17 protein-coding genes, 1 tRNA gene and 1 pseudogene are annotated in these 18,265 nt (G+C 70.3%); 4 read left to right on the top strand and 15 right to left on the bottom strand.

The genetic code is table 11. From position 1 onward, the window contains the following. Nucleotides 1-63: 63 nt before the first annotated feature. The 4 genes from V3W47_RS11555 to V3W47_RS11540 all read right to left on the bottom strand — a co-directional run bounded on the left by V3W47_RS11555 (nt 64) and on the right by V3W47_RS11540 (nt 4,261). Nucleotides 64-138, bottom strand: a tRNA-Glu gene (locus tag V3W47_RS11555). 137 nt (nt 139-275) lie between these two features. Further along, nucleotides 276-1,682 (bottom strand): dihydrolipoyl dehydrogenase, encoded by a 1,407-nt coding sequence (lpdA, locus tag V3W47_RS11550; RefSeq protein WP_331825360.1) that lies wholly within the window; start codon nt 1,680-1,682, stop codon nt 276-278. Between the two features lie 82 nt (nt 1,683-1,764). Continuing rightward, nucleotides 1,765-2,433 (bottom strand): response regulator, encoded by a 669-nt coding sequence (locus V3W47_RS11545; RefSeq protein ID WP_331825359.1) that lies wholly within the window; start codon nt 2,431-2,433, stop codon nt 1,765-1,767. 187 nt (nt 2,434-2,620) lie between these two features. Further along, nucleotides 2,621-4,261: an ATP-binding protein gene (locus V3W47_RS11540; RefSeq protein ID WP_331825358.1), complete on the bottom strand. Its 1,641-nt coding sequence runs from the start codon at nt 4,259-4,261 to the stop codon at nt 2,621-2,623. 308 nt (nt 4,262-4,569) lie between these two features. Here V3W47_RS11540 and V3W47_RS11535 point away from each other — a divergent pair, with 308 nt between their 5' ends. Beyond that, nucleotides 4,570-5,898 (top strand): dicarboxylate/amino acid:cation symporter, encoded by a 1,329-nt coding sequence (locus V3W47_RS11535; protein WP_331825357.1) that lies wholly within the window; start codon nt 4,570-4,572, stop codon nt 5,896-5,898. 56 nt (nt 5,899-5,954) lie between these two features. On the opposite strand, the gene V3W47_RS11530 is transcribed toward V3W47_RS11535, so the two are convergent. From V3W47_RS11530 to V3W47_RS11500, 7 genes are all read right to left on the bottom strand, one after another. Continuing rightward, a complete protein-coding gene (locus V3W47_RS11530) occupies nt 5,955-6,902 on the bottom strand; it encodes a pseudouridine-5'-phosphate glycosidase (RefSeq protein ID WP_331825356.1) in 948 nt (315 codons plus the stop codon). Between the two features lie 37 nt (nt 6,903-6,939). Further along, complete coding sequence (locus V3W47_RS11525; protein WP_331825355.1) at nt 6,940-7,881, bottom strand: carbohydrate kinase family protein; 942 nt, start codon at nt 7,879-7,881, stop codon at nt 6,940-6,942. Between the two features lie 389 nt (nt 7,882-8,270). Continuing rightward, complete coding sequence (locus V3W47_RS11520; RefSeq protein ID WP_331825354.1) at nt 8,271-9,092, bottom strand: HpcH/HpaI aldolase/citrate lyase family protein; 822 nt, start codon at nt 9,090-9,092, stop codon at nt 8,271-8,273. Between the two features lie 92 nt (nt 9,093-9,184). Further along, entirely contained in the window at nt 9,185-9,430 is a 246-nt protein-coding gene (locus V3W47_RS11515; protein WP_331825353.1) for a hypothetical protein, read from the bottom strand. Further along, a complete protein-coding gene (locus V3W47_RS11510) occupies nt 9,427-9,810 on the bottom strand; it encodes a VOC family protein (RefSeq protein WP_331825352.1) in 384 nt (127 codons plus the stop codon). The genes V3W47_RS11515 and V3W47_RS11510 overlap by 4 nt, the downstream gene beginning before the upstream one ends. A 9-nt stretch (nt 9,811-9,819) precedes the next feature. Next, entirely contained in the window at nt 9,820-10,401 is a 582-nt protein-coding gene (locus V3W47_RS11505; protein ID WP_331825351.1) for a hypothetical protein, read from the bottom strand. A gap of 83 nt (nt 10,402-10,484) precedes the next feature. Beyond that, the gene (locus tag V3W47_RS11500; protein WP_331825350.1) at nt 10,485-11,366 is read right to left on the bottom strand and encodes an RIO1 family regulatory kinase/ATPase domain-containing protein; all 882 of its coding nucleotides are present in this window, start codon (nt 11,364-11,366) and stop codon (nt 10,485-10,487) included. 337 nt (nt 11,367-11,703) lie between these two features. Here V3W47_RS11500 and V3W47_RS11495 point away from each other — a divergent pair, with 337 nt between their 5' ends. The 3 genes from V3W47_RS11495 (at nt 11,704) to V3W47_RS11485 (ending at nt 15,877) form a co-directional block, all read left to right on the top strand. Then, nucleotides 11,704-13,416, top strand: a complete 1,713-nt coding sequence (locus V3W47_RS11495) for a beta strand repeat-containing protein (RefSeq protein ID WP_331825349.1) — start codon at nt 11,704-11,706, stop codon at nt 13,414-13,416. A gap of 314 nt (nt 13,417-13,730) precedes the next feature. Next, nucleotides 13,731-15,548: a RecQ family ATP-dependent DNA helicase gene (locus tag V3W47_RS11490; RefSeq protein WP_331825348.1), complete on the top strand. Its 1,818-nt coding sequence runs from the start codon at nt 13,731-13,733 to the stop codon at nt 15,546-15,548. A 113-nt stretch (nt 15,549-15,661) separates the two neighbouring features. Then, nucleotides 15,662-15,877, top strand: coding sequence for a DUF2795 domain-containing protein (locus V3W47_RS11485; RefSeq protein WP_331825347.1), 216 nt, complete (start codon nt 15,662-15,664; stop codon nt 15,875-15,877). A 7-nt stretch (nt 15,878-15,884) separates the two neighbouring features. On the opposite strand, the gene V3W47_RS11480 is transcribed toward V3W47_RS11485, so the two are convergent. The 4 genes and pseudogenes from V3W47_RS11480 to V3W47_RS11470 all read right to left on the bottom strand — a co-directional run bounded on the left by V3W47_RS11480 (nt 15,885) and on the right by V3W47_RS11470 (nt 18,258). Further along, nucleotides 15,885-16,829: an aldo/keto reductase family protein gene (locus tag V3W47_RS11480; RefSeq protein ID WP_331825346.1), complete on the bottom strand. Its 945-nt coding sequence runs from the start codon at nt 16,827-16,829 to the stop codon at nt 15,885-15,887. A gap of 69 nt (nt 16,830-16,898) precedes the next feature. After that, a complete protein-coding gene (locus V3W47_RS19750; protein WP_503623868.1) occupies nt 16,899-17,075 on the bottom strand; it encodes a YdeI/OmpD-associated family protein in 177 nt (58 codons plus the stop codon). A gap of 146 nt (nt 17,076-17,221) precedes the next feature. Beyond that, nucleotides 17,222-17,482 (bottom strand): annotated as a pseudogene (locus tag V3W47_RS19745) (YdeI/OmpD-associated family protein); the annotation flags it as partial. Beyond that, entirely contained in the window at nt 17,479-18,258 is a 780-nt protein-coding gene (locus tag V3W47_RS11470; protein WP_331825344.1) for a DUF429 domain-containing protein, read from the bottom strand. The pseudogene V3W47_RS19745 and the gene V3W47_RS11470, both read right to left, overlap by 4 nt. Between the last annotated feature and the right edge of the window lie 7 nt (nt 18,259-18,265).

The raw sequence follows: 18,265 nt of genomic DNA, 5'->3' as shown, positions 1-18,265 counted from the left end.
ACTATAGCGGCCCTGCCCGAGCGGCCCAAGCAAAAACCCCCGCCGAGGCGGAGGCTTTTTCGGTGGTGACCCCAACGGGATTCGAACCCGTATCGCTACCTTGAAAGGGTAGTGTCCTAACCGTTAGACGATGGGGCCACACCCACGGCATCACGCTTGTCTCCGCGCCTCGCCGCCCTCTCAAGGGGTGCTTTTCAGCACGCCCGGAAGCATAGCCCAGCCCCCCCAGTTCGTCAATGGTGAGGCCGTGAGGCTGGGAATGCTTCCGTCTTCCCCTACATATGCAGCGACCGCTTGTCCGCCGCCAGCGCCGCCTCCTTCACCACCTCACTGAGGGTGGGGTGGGCGTGGACGGTGCGGGCGAGGTCCTCCGCGCTGCCGCCGAACTCCATCAGCGTCACCGTCTCGCCGATCAGTTCGGAGACGTTGGGGCCGATCATGTGGACGCCGAGGATGCGGTCGGTATCGGCGTCCGCCACAACCTTCACGAAGCCGCGCGGGTCGCCGTGACCGAGCGCGCGTCCGTTGGCGCTGAAGGGGAACTGGCCGGTCTTGACGTTCAGGCCCTTGTCCTTCGCCTGCCGCTCGGTCAGGCCCGCCCAGGCAATTTCGGGGCTGGTGTAGATCACCCAGGGGATCACGTCGTAGTTGACGTGCCCGGCTCCTCCGGCGATAGATTCGGCGACCGCCACGCCCTCCTCCTCGGCCTTGTGGGCGAGCATCGCGCCGCCGATCACGTCGCCAACGGCGTACACGCCGGGGAGGTTGGTGCGGTAGTGTCCATCCACCCGCACGAAGCCGCGCTCGTCCAGCTCCAGCCCGACCGCCTCCGCCCCCAGGCCCGCCGTGTGGGGCACGCGACCGATGGAGACGATGAGCTTGTCGAACTCCGCCGTGACCGCCCCCCCGTTCTCCTCGTAGGTGACGGTCACGCCCGCGTCGCTCTGCTCGACCGCCCCGATCTTGACCCCGAAGTGGAAGTCCAGGCCCTGCTTCTGGAACTGCTTGAGGGCCTCCTTGCTCACGGCCTCGTCGGCGGCCATCAGGAAGCCGGGCAGGGCCTCCAGCACCGTCACCCGCGCCCCCAGGCGACGCCATACGCTGCCGAGTTCCACGCCGATGACGCCCGCGCCGATCACGCCGAGCCGGGCGGGAATCTCGGTGAAGGCGAGCGCGCCGCTGTTCTCGACGATGTGCCCGCCGAAAGGGGCCAGCGGCAACTCGCGGGGGCTGCTGCCCGTCGCCACGATGACGTTCCTCGCCCGGACCTCGGTTCCGGCAGCGTCCACGACCCAGCCGTCCCCTTCTGAGCGCACGAGGCGACCGAGGCCGTGGAAGCTCGTCACCTTGTTCTTGCGGAAGAGGTAGGCCACGCCGCCCGTGAGCTTGTCCACGACGGCTTCCTTGCGGCCCAGCATCTTGCCGAGGTCCACCCGCGCGCCGTCCACCTGAATGCCGTGTTCCGCCGCCTCGTGGTTGATCATCTCGAAGCGTTCGCTGGAGTCGAGCATGGCCTTGCTGGGGATGCAGCCCACGTTGAGGCAGGTGCCGCCGAGACTGCCCTTGCCCCCGCGCTCGAAGGCGTCCACGCAGGCGGTCTTCAGGCCCAGTTGCGCGGCGCGAATCGCGGCCACGTACCCGGCGGGGCCGCCGCCAATCACCACTACGTCGTAAGAGTCCATAACCGTTTCTGAGCCTACCACCCACCTCTCATGGGAAATGCGGCGCGTTCCCGGAGGCGTGACAGGGGAGGGGCGGGGGGACCTACGCCCGCCGGTAGCGTTTCACCGGGCGGCCCACCCCGCGCGTGTCCGTCTCGGCGGTGGCCTCGCCGCCCGCCACGAGGTGTTCGAGGTAGCGCCACGCCGTCACGCGGCTGAGGGCCAGGGCCTGCCCGATCTCGTTCGCGGTGCGGGGTGGGCCGTCCCGCAGCGTGGCGCGCACGAGGCGCAGGGTCTCCGGGTCGAGTCCGGCGGCGGGCGCGGTGGGCCGGGAGAGGGAGAACAGGGCGTCGAGGTCGCCCTGCCGCACCTCCCCCTGCCGCCACAGGGCCGCCCGCTCGCGCACCCGGCCCAGGGCCTGCGCGAAGCGTTCGGGGGCGCAGGGCTTGACGAGGTAGTCGGCGGCCCCCAGGGCCAGGGCGTCCCCCACGCTCGGCGTGTCGCTCGCGGCGGTGAGCAGGATGGCGTCCAGCCGCGCGGAGTGGGCGCGCAGCTCCCGCAGCAGGTCGAGGCCGCGCCCGTCGGGGAGATGAACGTCGAGCAGCAGCAGATCGGGGCGCAGGGTCTTGGCCATCGCCCGCGCGACCCGCAGCGTTTCCGCTATGCCCAGCACCTCGAAGCCGCCCGCCTGCGTCAGCAACGTGCGGTGCAGGGCGGCGATGCGCGGGTCGTCCTCGACGATCAGGGTGCGGACGGGTGGGGGAGAGGTCACACGGCCTCCGGGCCTCTGCGGCACTGCTCACGGCCCCCGACTGACGGGTGGGAGAAACGACGGGTTCCGAACGGTGGATTTGGCAAGCTTCGCGCAGGCGGGCGAGTGGCCCCGGCCTCCTCTGACCGCTGGGAGCTGGAAGCTGGCGGCTCCATGCCTCCGTCGGAGGTCCCGCGCGGGGTCCCCCTCACGCCGCCACCCCCGGCGCGGGCAGGTCCAGCGTGAAGCGGGTCCAGCTCCTCCCGTCGGGGTCCGTCACCCGGTCGTGGGTCAGGGTCGCCCCCAGCGCGTTCGCCCGGCCCCGCACGAGCGACAGGCCGACGCCGCGCCCCGCACCCTTGCTGCTCACGCCGCGCTCGGTGAGCGCCCCGGCGAGGGGGGCGGGCACGCCGGGGCCGTTGTCTCGCACCTCGACCACCAGCCCCTCGGGGTCCCCGGCGACGAGGAGCCGGACCTCGCCCGCCGGGTGCCCCTCCAGCGCCTCGAAGGCGTTCTCCAGGAAGTTGCCGACCGCCAGCTCGATCAGGTCGAGGGCCGGGGCGGGCAGGCCGTCGGGCAGGGCGCTGTGGGGGTCGAGGGTGAGGGTCACGCCCCGCTCGGCGGCCCGCTCGTACTTGCCCAGCACGAGGGCGGCGAGGCGCACGGGCCGCAGCGCCCGCACCGCACCTATGTGTTCGGCCTCCCGCCGCGACTGCGCGTAGATCAGCGCCAGGGCCTCACGCGTCTCGCCGAGGTGGAGCAGGCCCGCCAGCGTGTGCAGCCGGTTCGTGAACTCGTGGGTCTGCGCCCGCAGCAGGTCGGCGTAGCGCCGCGACTGGGTGAGTTCGTCCGCCAGCGCCCGCACCCGCGCGAGGTCGCGCACGACCACCACCCCCGCGCCGTCCGGGGCGGGCCGCACGCCGACGAGGAGGGGACGGCCCCGCACGGTGAGCGGGACGGGGGCGTCGGACGTGTCCGCGCCGAGGAGGGTCGTGGCTCCTCCGGGCAGGAGCGTATCGAGGGCGACGGGCAACTCCTCCGCCCCCACCCCCAGCAGTGCCCGCGCCTGCGCGTTCATCAGGTACACCTGCCCGCCTCGCACGACGAGGACGCCCTCCTCCAATGCCCCCAGCACCGTGCGGAAGTGCAGCAGCCCGCCCGCGATCTGTTCGGGTTCGAGGTCGAGCATTTCACGCCGCACCCGCCGGGCGAGGACCGACGCGCCCCCCAGCGCGAGGGCCAGCGCGCCCACGTACCACGGCAGCGCGACCCGCACCACCTCCTCGAACACCTCGCCCAGGCGTGGCAGCAGAAAGCCCACGCTCACCAGCCCCAGCACCCGCCCCTGCCCGTCCAGCACCGGCACCTTCGCCCGCACGGAGGGTCCCAGCGTGCCCCGCACCGTCTCGGTCACGGGGCGGCCCGCCCGGAAGCTGGTGAAGTCGCCCCCCACCATCGGCTCGCCGATCCGGTCGGGTTCGGGGTGGGTCAGCCGCCGGGTTGAGAGATCGGTCACGACGACGTAATCGGCCCCCAGCAGGAGGCGATGTTCGTTCATCAGGCGATTCAGTCCCGCGCGGGCCTCCGCGTCCCCGCCCAACGCGGCGCGCACGGGTGGCAGCGTGGCGATCAGCCCCGACTCGCGCAGCGCCCGGTCCGAGTACGTGCGGTGGATGGCCCCGCGCAGGCTGGCCGAGGCCAGAAGCGCGAGCGGCACCGCGAACAGCAGGAAGGCGGCGGCGATGGAGAGAAAGACCCGCGACTGAATCCGCAGCCAGCGCGGCGTGTGCGGCAGCGCGACCTCGCGCGCCAGGCTGGACGTGCCGGGGCGACGCGCAGTGGGAACCACGGGAGCCGGAGGAGAGGACACCGCGCCCAGTCTGTCAGACCGCGTGACCCCCGCGCCGGGTTTGGTTCACGCTGTGGACAAAAGGCGAGCAGTGCGGGGCATCCGTTTTGGTCCGCTGGAACGAACTTTCCTTAACTTAAAGGTTTGATGAAGACTGGTGGACGGGCCGTCCAAGTCCCTCCTGGTCAACCATGACCACGCAGCCTCCTGCCACAACCCTTCCGCGCGTCCCGCCGCCCGCGTTCCCGTGCCCGGCTGAGGCCTAGCCCCTCGCCGCCCACCCTCTCTTGCTCCCCGCGAGGTCTTCCATGCCGAAAGTGTTCCGCAGCCTGTATGTGCAGGTTCTCATCGCCATCGTGCTCGGCGTGTTGCTGGGCTTCCTCTTCCCACGGGTCGGGGAGGGCCTCAAGCCGCTGGGCGACGGCTTTATCAAGCTCATCAAGATGATCATCGCGCCGATCATCTTCGCTACCGTGGTGAGCGGCATCGCCCACATGCGCGACACGAAGAAGGTGGGGCGCGTGGGCGGCAAGGCACTCTTGTACTTCGAGGTCGTGACGACCTTTGCGCTCGTGATCGGGCTGGTGATCGTGAACGTGCTGGGGCCGGGCCGGGGGCTGAACATCGACCCTGCCACCCTCGACACGGGCAGCATCGCCACCTACACCGAGGCGGCGGGCCAGCGCACGGTCGCGGACTTCGTGCTACACATCATCCCCGACACCATGATCAGCGCCTTCACCGAGGGCGATCTCCTTCAGGTGCTCCTCGTCGCGGTGCTGTTCGGCTTCGCCCTCTTGAAGCTGGGCAAGCTCGGCGAGACGATTCTGGCGGGCATCGAGGCGGTCAACAGCGCGGTCTTCGTGATCCTGGGCTTCGTGATGCGGCTGGCACCGGTTGGCGCGTTCGGGGCGATGGCCTTTACCATCGGCAAGTACGGGGTGGGGTCGCTGGCGCAGCTCGGCTACCTGATGGTCGCCTTCTACGCGACCTGCGTGCTGTTCGTGGTCGTGGTGCTGGGGCTGATCGCCCGCTTCTACGGGTTCTCGCTGTTCAAGTTCATCCGCTATATCAAGGAGGAACTGCTGCTCGTGCTGGGCACCTCCTCCAGCGAGAGCGCCCTGCCGCGCCTGATCGCCAAGCTGGAGCACGCCGGGGCGCAGAGGAGCGTGGTCGGGCTGGTCGTGCCCGCCGGGTACTCGTTCAACCTCGACGGCACCTCCATCTACCTCACGATGGCCGCCATGTTCATCGCGCAGGCCACGGGCACGGAGCTGAGCCTCGGCCAGCAGCTCGGCCTGATCGGCGTTCTGCTCCTCACGTCGAAGGGCGCGGCGGGCGTGACGGGCAGCGGCTTCATCACCCTGGCCGCCACCCTGAGCGCCGTGGGCAGCGTGCCGGTCGCGGGCCTGGCCCTCATCCTGGGCATCGACCGCTTCATGAGCGAGGCCCGCGCCATCACCAACTTCATCGGCAACGGGGTCGCCGCCCTCGTGGTCGCCCGCAGCGAGAACGCCGTGGACATGGGACGGTTGGAGCGTGCCCTGAACGGTGAGGACCTGCCCACCCTCGTCCCCGAGGTGGCCGCCGAGGAGCGCGGCGAGGGCCGCCAGATCGACACGCCGCTGCCCGCGTAGAACCTCTCCCGGAAGCGTCCCCTTGACGGTTGGGGGGCGCTTCCACTTGTTAGACCTCAGCCTTGCAGCGCCGCATACTCCGCCGCCACCCGCGCCGCCACCGCCGCGTTGTGCCGCACGAGGGCGATGTTGGCCGTCAGGCTGCGCCCACCCGTGATCTCCACGATCCGGCCCAGCAGATAGGGCGTCGTCGCCTTGCCCGTCAGCCCCAGCGCGTCCATGTCGGCGAGCGCCTGCTCGATGTGCGGGGTGATCTCGGCGGTGGGAATCTCGGCCCCTTCCGGAATCGGGTTGGCGAGGAGGACGCCACCCGACAGGCCGAGCGACCATTTGGCGTGCAGGACGCGGGCCGCCTCGACTTCCGTCCGAACAGTCAAAGGAGAAGCGAAACCGCTCTGGCGCGAGTAGAAGGCGGGAAACTCCTCCGAGCCGAGCGTGATTGCGGGAACGCCCTGCGTCTCCAGCACCTCCAGCGTGAGGCCGATGTCGAGGATGCTCTTGACCCCGGCGCTGACCACACAAACGTCCGTCCGCGCGAGTTCGGTGAGGTCGGCGCTGATATCCATGCTCTCGCCCGCGCCCCGGTGGACGCCGCCCGTGCCCCCGGTGGCAAAAACGCGGATGCCCGCCAGCGACGCGATTCGCATCGTGCTCGCCACCGTCGTCGCCCCGTGCCTGCCGAGCGCGACCGTCACGGGCAGGTCGCGGGTGCTGATCTTCTGAACGTTCCTGTCGGTGGCGAGGAGTTCCAACTCGTCGGGTGTGAGGCCCACCTTCAGCCGACCGCCGAGCACCGCAATCGTCGCGGGCACGGCCCCGTTCTCCCGCACGACGGCCTCCACGCCGCGCGCCATCTCCACGTTCTGCGGGTACGGCATCCCGTGGCTGATGATGGTGCTTTCCAGCGCGACGACTGGACCACCTTCAATGAGGGCGGCGGCAACTTCAGGGTGAACGTCCATGAGGCGGGCAATTTCAGGGCGGAGGGGGAGGGAGGTGGGCATGGGGGAACTCCTTCGGGAAGATGGGGGAGGACGGCTGTCAACCGAGGCGTGAGCGGAGCGCGGCGGGACTCAGGGTAGGGGAGACGGCGTACTCGCTCTCCACTGTCAGGGCGGCGGCGGCGTGGCCGTGGCGGGCGGCTTCTCTCGGAGAGTGCCCGGCGAGGAGGGCGGCGAGGTAGGCGGCGAGCATGGCGTCCCCCGCGCCCGTCACATCGGCGACGCGGGCGGGCTGGGCGGGGAGTTCGTGCGCTTCCTCGGGGGTGGACAGGAGGCTGCCGCGCGCACCCCGGCGAATCCAGACGGTGTGGATGCCGAGGGCGTGAAGCTCGTCCGCCGCCTCGCGCAGGGCACCCGGTGTATTCGGCACGTCCCGGCCTACGAGGGCGCTCAGTTCCGCCACGTTCGGCGTGACCGTGTTCGGCACCATGCCCGCCGCGAGGGCCGGAAGGAGGCGCGCGGCCTTCGGCACACTCACCGGCTCGAAGGCAACGGGGACGCCCGCCTCCCGCGCCCGCAGGAGCAGGTGGGTCAGCGTCTCGGCGCTCAGGTTCCCGTCCGCCACGACCCAAGCTGCGCCGTGCATAAGGTTCAGGCGTTCGTCCAACGCAGAGGGGGTCAGGGTGTCGAGCACGTCCATCGCCGCCACGGCCACGAGGAGTTCACCCCGGCTGTCGAGAACCGCCGTGTAGGTGCCCGTCGGGGCGTCCACCTGGAGAACGGCCCGAACATCCACGCCCGCCGTCGCCGTCTCGCTCAGCAGCAGTTCGCCGAGGGCATCGCGCCCAATCGCCGTGATGAGCCGCGTGCTTACGCCGAGACGGGCCAGATTCTCGGCCACGTTGCGGGCCACGCCGCCCGGCCTCTGCGTGGTCGTGCCGGGGTTGCTTGTCGCAAGGACGATGGGGGAGAGGGTGCGGGCCTTGATGTCTACGTTCGCGCCGCCGACGACGAGGATGTGGGGAGGGTCGGGGGCGGGCATGGCTTATGCAGGGTAGAGGGATTTGGTGGGCATGGCGTCTTGCCACAGTTTGCCCCACCCCCCAACCTCCTCCCCCAGAGGGGCAGGGGGAGCGGCGCTGTGCTCGGCAAAGGCCCGTTGACCATGCTGGAGGAAAGGTCCTCCACGTGGCAACGTCTGATCTTGTTGCGCTCTGTTGGGAAGGCCCACCCAGGAAGCTCCGCGAGCAAGGCGTGGTGGGATGGGGCGTCGGCTCACGGGCAAGAATTGGCCGTTGAAAGTGACGGTTTTTAAGAGAGCAGAAGCACAGGCATCTTTTCTCCCTCTCCCCTCGTGGGTGACTCGGAGAGCTGCGAAGCAGAGGGCTGGGGTGAGGGGGCGACGTGACGACTCTGCCGTCCTACCCCGTCCTACCCCTGCTCCTCCCACAGCGCCAGCGTCTCCCGCGCCTCGTCCGCGTGCATCCCCTCCACCAGGGAACCCCGGTGGGTGGTCACGCTCTTCCCCTCCTGGCGGGCCTGTTCCCACACCGTCAGCAGCGCGCGGGCTTCCTCGGCCTCCGCGTCGGTTACGCCATAGGCGGCGTTGGTGGGAGCGATCTGGTCGGGGTGAATGACCGTCTTCCCCGCGAAACCGAGCGTCCGGCCCTGCGCGCACTCGCGGGCGAAGCCGTCCGGGTCGCGCACGTCGTTATAGACAGCATCGAGGGACAGCTTGCTGTGGGCGCGGGCGGCCAGCACCACCGCCGAGAGCGCGTGGAGGAGGGGCAGGCGGTCGGGATGTGATCGGGTCCGCAACGCGCGGGCGAGGTCGTTCGCGCCCACCAGCAGACCCGCAACGCCCGGCACGGCGGCGATCTCAGCGGCACGCAGCACGCCGAGGGGCGTCTCGATCATCGGCCACAGGGGGAGGCCGAGGCTGAGGTCGCGCACCACGCGGGCGTCCTCCACCTTCGGCAGCACGAGGCCCGCCGCGCCCGCCGTCAGGCTCATCTCGCGGTCGGCGTGTTCCCAGGGGGTGCCCAGCCCGTTCACCCGCACGAGGACGAGCATGGGCCAGCGGGTCCCCAGCGCCGCGCGCACGTTCTCCCGCGCCGCGTCCTTGTGTTCGGGGGCCACCGCGTCCTCCAGGTCCAGAATCACCGCGTCCGCGCCGAGCGTGCGGGCCTTCTCGATGGCGCGCGGCTTGTCGCCCGGCACGTACAGCACCGAACGCAGGGGCCTAACGCTCACGCGGCGTCTCCGGCTTGCGGCGTTTGGCCGCGCTTGACGCGAGCAGGAAGGGGAAGAGGGCAAGGAGGAACTTCAGGGGGCGGGGCATAGGGTCAGGGTAGCCCGTCCGGTTTACGAACGCGGAGGCCAGCGAAGCGCAGGGCGTGGGCGACGATCAACGCGGTTTCCTGAGCGGTGAACGTCGCGCCCTCTGGACCGGACCAGTCCTGCACGATGTACTCGCCGTCCGCCGTCTCCCGAATATTCAGCAACTGATGAAAGGCGGGCCGGTAGACCTCCAGATTCATCGAGTCGCTTTCCGGGTCGCGTGCCGTAATAAACTCAAACTCCTCGCTCATTCCAGCCCCCAGATGCTCGGCGGTGCCAATTCCAGCACGTTGCCCGCCGGGTCCGTGAAGTACAGGCTCTCGCCCCGGCTGCCCCAGGCGTAACGGGTGACGGTCAGGCCGTGCCCCTCCAGTCGCGTCTGCCAGGCGTCTGTCTCCTGACGACCGATGGCGAGGCAGGCGTGGCCGCCCGGCTTGCCCGCGTGAGGCGGCACGTCGCCCGGCTGCCCGCTCAGCGCCGGGTCGAAGATCAGGAGCATGGAGTCGTCCAGCCGGTAGAAGAGATGCCGCCCGGCCACCTTGCCGGAGAGCGTCAGCCCAAGCACGCCCGAGTAGAACGCCTCGGCGGCCTCCAGATCGTCCACGTACAGGCAGGTCTCGAGGGCGCGCATGGGGAGAGCCTACGCGCTGAGGTTCAACCCGTGTCGGCGAATCAGGTCACGCAGAGCGTCCGTATCCCGCAGGACGGTGCGGTAGATGAAGCGATAGAACCTCGGTTCAGCCTTGATCTCACGGTAGGTTGCCTCACCGATGAGGGACGAGACGCCCTCCAATTCCAGCGTGCAGAGAATCAGGTGCAGGTAGGTGCTGAACTCGCTGCGCGCTCCCTCCTCGCCGCCGCCGGGAACGCTCGGGTAGAGGTGGCGTAACTCCTCCACAGCCTGCTGTACTTGGTCGTCTTTCAGGTCGAGGTAGGCGTGAAGTTGCTCATGGACGTAGACGGTAAGCAACCCATGCCAGTTGATCCGGGGAGGCGCACTGCCTTCAACGTTCGCAGGCTGTTTAGCAGAACGTAGGCGGACGACATGCCTTCCATCCTCCCGTGAGCATTGCCCCAGAGCGGGAAGGTCCCGGTCTATCCGCACGTCCGTTGCCCAGGTCCAGCGGCTCAGGTCGTGTTGGCGCATCAGGTCCAGCAGGGCCGACCGTACCCGTTCCTCGTCCGGCGTGCCGTTCACCGTGGAGATGTTGACCTCGGACATGGGCAGAGCTTAAAGCGATCAGCCGTCAGCTTTCAGCCGAGGCGTGCCCCCGCTGACGGCTGAAAGCTGAGAGCTGACCGCTCTTAAGGCAGCACCACCCGCGCCACCGGGGCCGGTCCCAGCGCCCGCCGCTGCACCTCGCGCAAGGTGGCCTCGCCGTTTTCAACGACGCCGTGCTTGCGAAAGCTCGTCGCCAGGCTCTCGGCGTCGCGGCGGAGCAGGTCCCCGAAGTTGGGGTTCTGCCGGGTGGTCAGTTGGGGAAAGTCGATGATGATCACGGTGTTCTCCCACCACAGGAGGTTGTAGGTGCTGTAGTCGCCGTGCGCGTAGCCCAGCCGAAGCAGGTGGGCCATGCCGTCCAGAGCTTGATTCCAGGCGCTCCGGGCCGCTGAAGGCGTGAGGACGGCCTCGCTCAGGCGGGGGGCGGGGGCGTCCTCGGTGCTGATCAGCCGCATCAGCACGGCGGGGGTCGTCTGCGTGTAGTCGTAGGGGCTGGGGCCGACGAGGGGTTCGGGGACGCTGAGGCCAGCGTTCCACAGGTGCCACAGGTGCGCGTACTCGGCGGCGACCCAGCCCGCCTGAAGCATCTCCAGGCCCCGTTTGCTGCGGCCCTCCATCGCCCGCTTCGCCCGCGCGTCGAGGATGACCTGCCCCTCGCGGTACACGCCGTCGCGCTTGAACGACCGGGCCTCCAATTCGCGGTAGAGCTTGACGAGGACGCTGCCCCTCGGCCCGCGCGCCACATAGGCCGTGGCCTCCTTGCCGCTCTTGAGTTCGGCGACGACCTCGGTGATGTGCCCCAGGTCCACGAGGCGGCGGATGGTGTCGTCCTGCTCGCTGCCCTCCTCGGCGGTCAGGGCGGAGAGGCGACGGCGGCCCAGCGGCTTTTTGGTCTTGTGCTTCTGGCGGCGCTCCGGGCGGGCACCCTCGCCAGAGAGTTCGTCTTCCAGCCAGCGGGCGCTCAAGGGCACCCCGGCGGTGTGTTACATGGGACTTGGTGCGGATGGTCCTGCGGGCAAGGCTGGTGCTGCACGGTCACTCCTGGGGGCGGGGACGAGGATTCCTCGGTGGGTCGCGGTCAGGCTGACGTTCATGATCTGGTTGGTCATAGCAGCACCTCCTTCCGGTGTTGGCCCCACGGTAGCAGGCGGGGCGGGCGTGAGGAAGCGGGGAGGCGGGGGGTAGGCCATCCGGCGTAGGTCCGGTGGGGAGGGAGTTCCGGTCACGGGGCGGTCATGCGGCCCCTTCCACACTGCCCTCACCTCCGGCCCCTGTACGGCGCGGGGGCAAAGGGGAGCCACCATGAACCAGCGCATCACGTCCACCACACGTCCCACCCTGACCCTGAGCGCCGTGTCGCTCGCCCTGCTGCTCGCCGGGTGTGGGGGAGGCGGCACGGCGGGCACGCCCGTTTCCAGTCTCGCCGACAGCGGGCCGGGCAGCCTCCGTGAAGTCCTCGCCGCCGCGCAGGACGGCGACACGCTCCGCTTCACGGCGCAGGGGACGGTCGCGCTCACCAGCGCCCTGACGGTGGGGAAGGACGTGACGCTCCTCACGGGCGGGGTGACACTGGACGCGGGCGGCACCGGGCGCGTGCTGGAGGTGGCGGGCGGCGCGACCGTGACCGTGAAGGGCGGCACCCTGACGGGCGGGGTGGGGCAACCCATCGAGGTCGCGGCCACCGCCAGCCGGGCCACCAGCCAGGCGCTCTCCCAGGCCACCTGGGGCGGCATCGTCATCAACCGGGGCGAGCTGACCCTGGACGGGACCACCGTGACGGGCGGACGGGCCATGAACGGTGGCGGCATCTACAACGACGCCGGGGCCAACCTCACGCTGCGGAACGTCACGCTGACGGCCAACGAGGCGTTCATCCCCACCCCCGACCTGGAGAACGAGAGCACGGGGTCCGGCGGGGCCATCGCCAACCGGGGCACGCTGACGGTCGAGAGCGGCACCTTCCGGGGCAACACGGCCTACTCCACGGGCGGCGTCCTTCGCAACACCGGCACGCTGACCGTCCAGGACGGGTTGTTCGAGGACAACGCCTGCACCGCTCCCGTCACGGCGGGGGGGAGCGGGGGCTGTGCCGGGGGCGTGGCCCTGCTGGGGGGCAGCGGCACCTCGACCCTGCGGGGCGGCACGTTCAGGGACAACACCGCCACCCGTGGCGGAGGGGTCCTCTTCCTGTCCAACGCGAACGTCACCGTCACGGTCGAGGGCGGCTCCTTCGAGGGCAACCGCGTCACCGGCGGGACCGACAGCGGTGGGGGCGCGGTGCTGAGCCTCGGCAGGTTGACGGTCGGCGGCGGCACCTTCCGGGGCAACACGGCCCTGTCCGGCGGGGCCTTCAACATCAGCGGCGGCGGCACCCTCCAGCTCACGGGCGGCACGGTCGAGGGGAACACGGCCAGCGAGTACGGCGGCGGCATCGGCGTCCACAACGCGCAGGGGGCCTTGACCCTCGGCGGCACGGCGGTCGTGCGCGGCAACCGGGCGGGGATCGCGGCGGGCGGCATCGACGTGTCGGGCGCGACCCTCACGATGACGGGCGGCACGGTGGAGGGCAACAGCGCCGGGCAGGAGGGCGGCGGCATCACGGTGGGGAACGGTAGCGTGAGCACGATCAGCGGCGGCGTCATCCGGGGCAACGACGGCGGCGAGCGCGGGGGCGGCCTGCGGGTGTACTCCTCCGGCACCGTCACGATGACGGGCGGCGAGGTGAGCGGCAACACCGCCAGGACAGGCGCGGGCCTGAACATCAGCGCCCCCACCACGGCCAACCCCGGCGGCACCTTCACCCTCTCCGGCGGCACCCTCAGCGGCAACACGGCCACGAACGGGAGCGGCGGCGGTATCTACAACGGGGCCTTCCTCACCCTGGAGGGCGGCAGCGTCACGGGCAACAGCAGCACCGCGCCGGGCGGCGGCATCCGCAACCGCGCCGGGGCCTCCTTCACCCGCACGGGCGGCGACGTGAGCGGCAACACGCCGAACGACCTCACGAGCGACTGAGGCGGGGAGGTGGGGAGGAGGGGAGGGAGACGGGGCGGGGAGGCTCCGGCTCCTTTGCCCTGACGTGCCCAGGGCAAACGCTGTTCGGTGCTTCCTCGGCTTCCCCCTTCTCCGAGTCCTTCAGGAAGGAGAACCCGCCCCGTCTCCTCATGGCCGGAGTCTCTTTCTGCTGGTGTCTGGAAGCTGTCTGCTGGGAGCTGACCTCTCCCCCCATCCCTTCCGACAAACTTCACCCTCCGCGCGAGGGTAGCCAAGGGCACAGGCGGGGGCGGGCGGGGCGGTTCATCTTGGCGGCGCAAGAGAGGAACGTCGCCATGCCCAAACGTATCCGGGTGCAGCTCCCCGAGCCGAACCCCACCGAACCGAACGAACCCGAACCCGTCACCCCCGAGCCGGTCACGCCCCCGCGCCGCGCCGCGTCATCCGCGTCGGAGGCGAAGGCCGCCCCTGAACCCGCGCCGCCCCCGGCCCCCAACCTGGACGCCCCCGCGCCCCGCCCGACCAGAGACCTGCGGCGGGCACAGAAGATCGCTCAGGAAGTCTTCGGCTACGACCAGCTTCACCCCGCGCAGAAGGAGGCCATCGCGTCGGTGCTGAAGGGCCGGGATACCCTCGCCATCATGCCGACGGGCAGCGGCAAATCGGCCATCTATCAAGTCGCGGCGCTGTCGCTCGGCGGGCCGACGGTCGTGGTCTCGCCCCTGATCGCCCTGCAACGGGATCAGGTGGAGGCGCTGGAGGAGAGTGCGCCCGGTCAGGCGGCCCTGGTCAATTCCACATTGAAGCCCGCCGAGCGCGAGGAGGTGCTGAGCGCCTTCGGGGAGGGCGAGGTGGAGTTCCTCTTCCTCGCGCCCGAGCAACTGGCGAGCGAGGAAACGCTGGCGCGGCTGCGGGAGGCCTCCCCCTCCCTGTTCGTGGTGGACGAGGCCCACTGCGTCTCGGAGTGGGGGCACAGCTTCCGGCCCGAGTACCTGCGGCTGGGGGCGGCGGTGGAGGCGCTGGGGCACCCGACCGTCCTCGCGCTGACCGCGACCGCCGCCCCGCCCGTGCGCGCGGAGATCGTGGAGCGGCTGGGGATGCGCGACCCGCAGGTCTTCGTGCGTGGCTTCGACCGCCCGAACATCCGGCTGGGGGTGGAGGTCTTCGCGGACGCGGGGGCCAAGTGCGCGGCTCTGGTCGCGGCGGTGGTGGAGGCCGAGGGGCCGGGCATCGTCTACGCGGCGACCCGCAAGGCAGCGGAGAAATGCGCGTGGGACCTCACGGAGCGTGGGGTGCGCGCGGCGGCCTACCACGCCGGAATGACGGCGGCGGCCCGCGACGAGGTGCAGTCGGCCTTCATGGCGGACGAGGTGGAGGTGATCGTGGCGACCACCGCCTTCGGCATGGGCATCGACAAGCCGAACGTGCGCTTCGTGCATCACCTCGACCTGCCCGGCTCGGTGGACGCCTACTACCAGGAGATCGGGCGGGCGGGCCGCGACGGCGGGTGGGCGCGGGCCACCCTCTTCTACACGCCGGGCGACCTGCGGTTGCGCCGCTTCTTCGCGGGGAGTGCCCTGCTGGACGCCGATCAGGTCGAACAGGTCCTGCGCGCGGTGGAGGACCACGAGGGGCCGGTGGACCCCGCCGAGTTGCAAGGTGAGACCGGCCTCTCGCAGACCCGCCTGCTGAGCGCCGTGAGCCGTCTGGAGGAGGTCGGGGCGCTGGAGGTGCTGCCGAGCGGCGAGGTGATGGCGACCGATGGGACGACTGCGCCGGAGGCGGTCGCGCAGGCGGCGCAGGCGCAGGAACACCGCCGGGCCTACGACCGCTCGCGGCTGGAGATGATGCGCGGTTACGCCGAGACGGGGGGCTGCCGCCGCGAGTATCTGCTCAACTACTTCGGGGAGGGCTACCCCGCCCCCTGCGGCACCTGCGACCGCTGCGCTGCCGGAGACGTGCGGGCGGCGGGCGACGGGGCCGACCTGCCCTTCGCCCTCGGCACCCGCGTCGCCCACGCCACCTTCGGCGAGGGTCAGGTCATGCGCTACGAGGGCGACAAGGTGACGGTCCTCTTCGACGGGCCGGGGTATCAGACGCTGGCGCTGGGCTTCGTGCTGGAGAACGGGCTGCTGGAGCCGGTTCAGATTTAACCCGGCGTAAAAGACCGTCGCACGTGGCGGGAGCCAGGGCGGCCCATCATCGGCGCGGGAGGGCAAGACGTGGCGAAAATCCGCCCCATTCAGTTGCAAAAGCACCTGGGGGCGTGAGCTACCCGGCGAGCAAGCAGGACCCCGTGGCCGCCACCGGGGAGAACGATGCCGACGACAACGTGCGCTCCATGCTGGACGCCCTGCCCGACGAGGAGGACGAGACGCCCGCCGCCGTCAACAAGGGGCTGGGAGGCATGAACGACGAGGAGGGGCAGGAAAGAAGAGGGGAGAGGTCACGCTCGACTGGCGGCCCCTCCCCCTTCTCCTGACCGTTCCTCAGCGCGTCAGAATCTCGTCGATGCGGCCCAGCACGTCCTCGCTCAGCTTCACGCCCGTCGCCTTCACGGTGTCCTCGATCTGCTCTACCCGCGTGGCCCCCGTGATGACGCTGCTCACGCCCTTCTGGCGCAGAATCCACGCCAGCGCCAGTTGCGCGCGGGTGATGCCCAGTTCGTCGGCGATGGGCCTCAGGTCGCGCACCTTCCCGATGTTCTCTTCCGTCAGGAAGTTCTTGCCCCAGTTCTCGTTGTCGCTCAGGCGTGCCCCCTCCGGGCGGCCCTCGTCGTACTTGCCGGTCAGGAGGCCCATCGCCAGCGGACTCCACACGACGAGGCCCACGCCCGCTTCTGCGGTGTAGGGCAGGATTTCCTTCTCCACCCGGTCGCGCCGGAGCATGGAGTATTCGGGCTGCTCGGTGACGGGCGCGTGGAGGCCGTGCGCCCTGGCGAACTCGACGGCCTGGGCGATGCGCGCGGCGGGCCACATGGAAGTTCCCCAGTACAGCGCCTTGCCGTCGCGGATGACCTGATCGAAGGCCATGACGATCTCCTCCATCGGCACCGTCTCGTCGTGGCGGTGGGCGAAGTAGATGTCGAGGTAGTCGGTGCCCAGGCGTTTCAATGTCTTGTCGATGCTCTCCAGCACGTGCTTGCGCGAGAGTCCCCGGTCGTTCACGTCGTCGCTCATCGGCCAGAAGACCTTCGACGAGATGACGAGCGTGTGGCGAGGCAGCTCGCGCAGCACGGCACCCATCAGCTCCTCGGAGCGGCCCCGCGCGTACACGTCGGCCTGATCGAAGAAGTTCACGCCCTCCTCGTAGGCCTTCATCACGATGTCGCGCACCATGCGGTCGTCGTTCACGGTCTGCCCGAACGTGACCCACCCGCCCAGCGACACCTCCGAGACCTTGAGGCCGCTCCTGCCGAGATTCCGGTAGTCCATATGGCCCAATCTATCGGGCCGGGCGGCGGCGTCCCGTCAGATTCAGGCGGCGTTAAGGAAGTGGCGTTGTCAGGAACGCCTGCGCCACTGGTTCGCCCGCTCTCCCCGTGCGGCGAGGATGGCCGTCTCGCGCACCCGCCGCTCACGGGTGGCAGAAGTTTTCGCCTGCGCGATCCACTCCAGGATGCCCCGTTTCGCACTGCGGGGGAAGGCGTCCCACCGCGCCCGCGCTCCCGTCTCCTCCACGCCGCCTCCAGATCGGACGGTTCTTCCAGCGCATCCACCGCGTCGAGCAGGGTCCACGAGCCGTCGGCCTTCGCCGCGTCGATCTTCGCCTGACCCGCTGGTGTCATCCTTCCCGCCGCCGCCATCCGTAGGGTGCGGACCTTGTTCACCGCGCTCCACCCGCTGCCGGGCTTGCGGGGGGCGAAATACAGCATGGAGCGTGCGCCGTCGAGCTTGCGCGGCCTGGAGTCGATCCAGCCGAAGCACAGCGCCTCCTCCACCGCCTCGTCCCCGGTGAGGTTGACGGGACCCGCCGACTTCTTGCGGAGGACGAGCCAGACGCCCGTTGAAGTGTCGTGATGGCTTTCGAGCCACGCCCGCCATTCCTCGCGCGAGTTCGGCTCGAAGGCACCGTCGGGCAGGGTCACGCGGGCACCAGGCGGGAGGCGTCCCAGCGTTCCGGCAGCGTCGGCGTGAGGATGGAGCCGCCGTCCAGTGTGCCCAGCACCTCGCTCCGCTCCAGCCCCCAGCGGTGGGCGTACAGGGCGATGTAGGCGCACAGGATGGCGTCGGTGCGGTCCTCGTGGTTCTTGAGGGCACGGCCTTTCAGGGCGGCGGGGTCCACGGCGAGGTGGGCGTCGAGACCCGTGAGCGGCGGGTCCGCCTCCCTCAACGCGGCGAGGTGACGGTGGAATGCGGCCCATGCCTCCTCCAGCACACTTCGGTCCTGCCCCTTGTTCTTGTACTTCAGCGTTCGCGTCAGGCCGAACAGGGCGACGGTCGCCGGGTGTGGGTAGACCTCGACCACGCGGCGGACGGGCACCCTGGCGGGAATCCGGGGGTCGTGGACGAAGCCGCGCGCCTCCAGGGCTTGAGTCAGTGCCTCCCCCCGAACGACGCCCGATGCGTCCGCCAGTCGCGTTCTGTTGGTGGGATGCGCCGCCGCCTGAAAGCGCCCGAACACCGCCCCAACCTCTGCCTCGGCGGGCCGCCGTCCCGTCACGTTGGGCACGGTGAGGGGCGCGTCGATAGCGACGATGGCCGGACCCTCGCCCGCGTGCGCGTCCACGAAGGCGAGAACGCTCACGTCGTCCGAGAGGAGGGCCGTCTCCGTGAGCCGCCCACCCCCCGCGTCCCCCTCGATGACGGCCCCGCCCGTGGGGTTGCGGGCGGACCAGGCGAGGTCAAGACCGATGAAGCGCATAGGACAC

The organism is Deinococcus sp. YIM 134068 (genome assembly GCF_036543075.1).
In the GTDB taxonomy this organism is placed as follows: Bacteria; Deinococcota; Deinococci; order Deinococcales; family Deinococcaceae; genus Deinococcus; species Deinococcus lichenicola.
This window is presented reverse-complemented; position numbering and strand designations above follow the sequence as displayed.

Excerpts from the sequence above, each read along its gene's own strand:
- lpdA (WP_331825360.1), bottom strand. The coding sequence starts at position 1,682 with ATGGACTCTTACGACGTAGTGGTGATTGGCGGCGGCCCCGCCGGGTAC.
- V3W47_RS11535 (WP_331825357.1), top strand. The coding sequence starts at position 4,570 with ATGCCGAAAGTGTTCCGCAGCCTGTATGTGCAGGTTCTCATCGCCATC.
- V3W47_RS11530 (WP_331825356.1), bottom strand. The coding sequence starts at position 6,902 with ATGCCCACCTCCCTCCCCCTCCGCCCTGAAATTGCCCGCCTCATGGAC.
- V3W47_RS11525 (WP_331825355.1), bottom strand. The coding sequence starts at position 7,881 with ATGCCCGCCCCCGACCCTCCCCACATCCTCGTCGTCGGCGGCGCGAAC.
- V3W47_RS11515 (WP_331825353.1), bottom strand. The coding sequence starts at position 9,430 with ATGAGCGAGGAGTTTGAGTTTATTACGGCACGCGACCCGGAAAGCGAC.
- V3W47_RS11510 (WP_331825352.1), bottom strand. The coding sequence starts at position 9,810 with ATGCGCGCCCTCGAGACCTGCCTGTACGTGGACGATCTGGAGGCCGCC.
- V3W47_RS11505 (WP_331825351.1), bottom strand. The coding sequence starts at position 10,401 with ATGTCCGAGGTCAACATCTCCACGGTGAACGGCACGCCGGACGAGGAA.
- V3W47_RS11495 (WP_331825349.1), top strand. The coding sequence starts at position 11,704 with ATGAACCAGCGCATCACGTCCACCACACGTCCCACCCTGACCCTGAGC.
- V3W47_RS11490 (WP_331825348.1), top strand. The coding sequence starts at position 13,731 with ATGCCCAAACGTATCCGGGTGCAGCTCCCCGAGCCGAACCCCACCGAA.
- V3W47_RS11480 (WP_331825346.1), bottom strand. The coding sequence starts at position 16,829 with ATGGACTACCGGAATCTCGGCAGGAGCGGCCTCAAGGTCTCGGAGGTG.
- V3W47_RS11470 (WP_331825344.1), bottom strand. The coding sequence starts at position 18,258 with ATGCGCTTCATCGGTCTTGACCTCGCCTGGTCCGCCCGCAACCCCACG.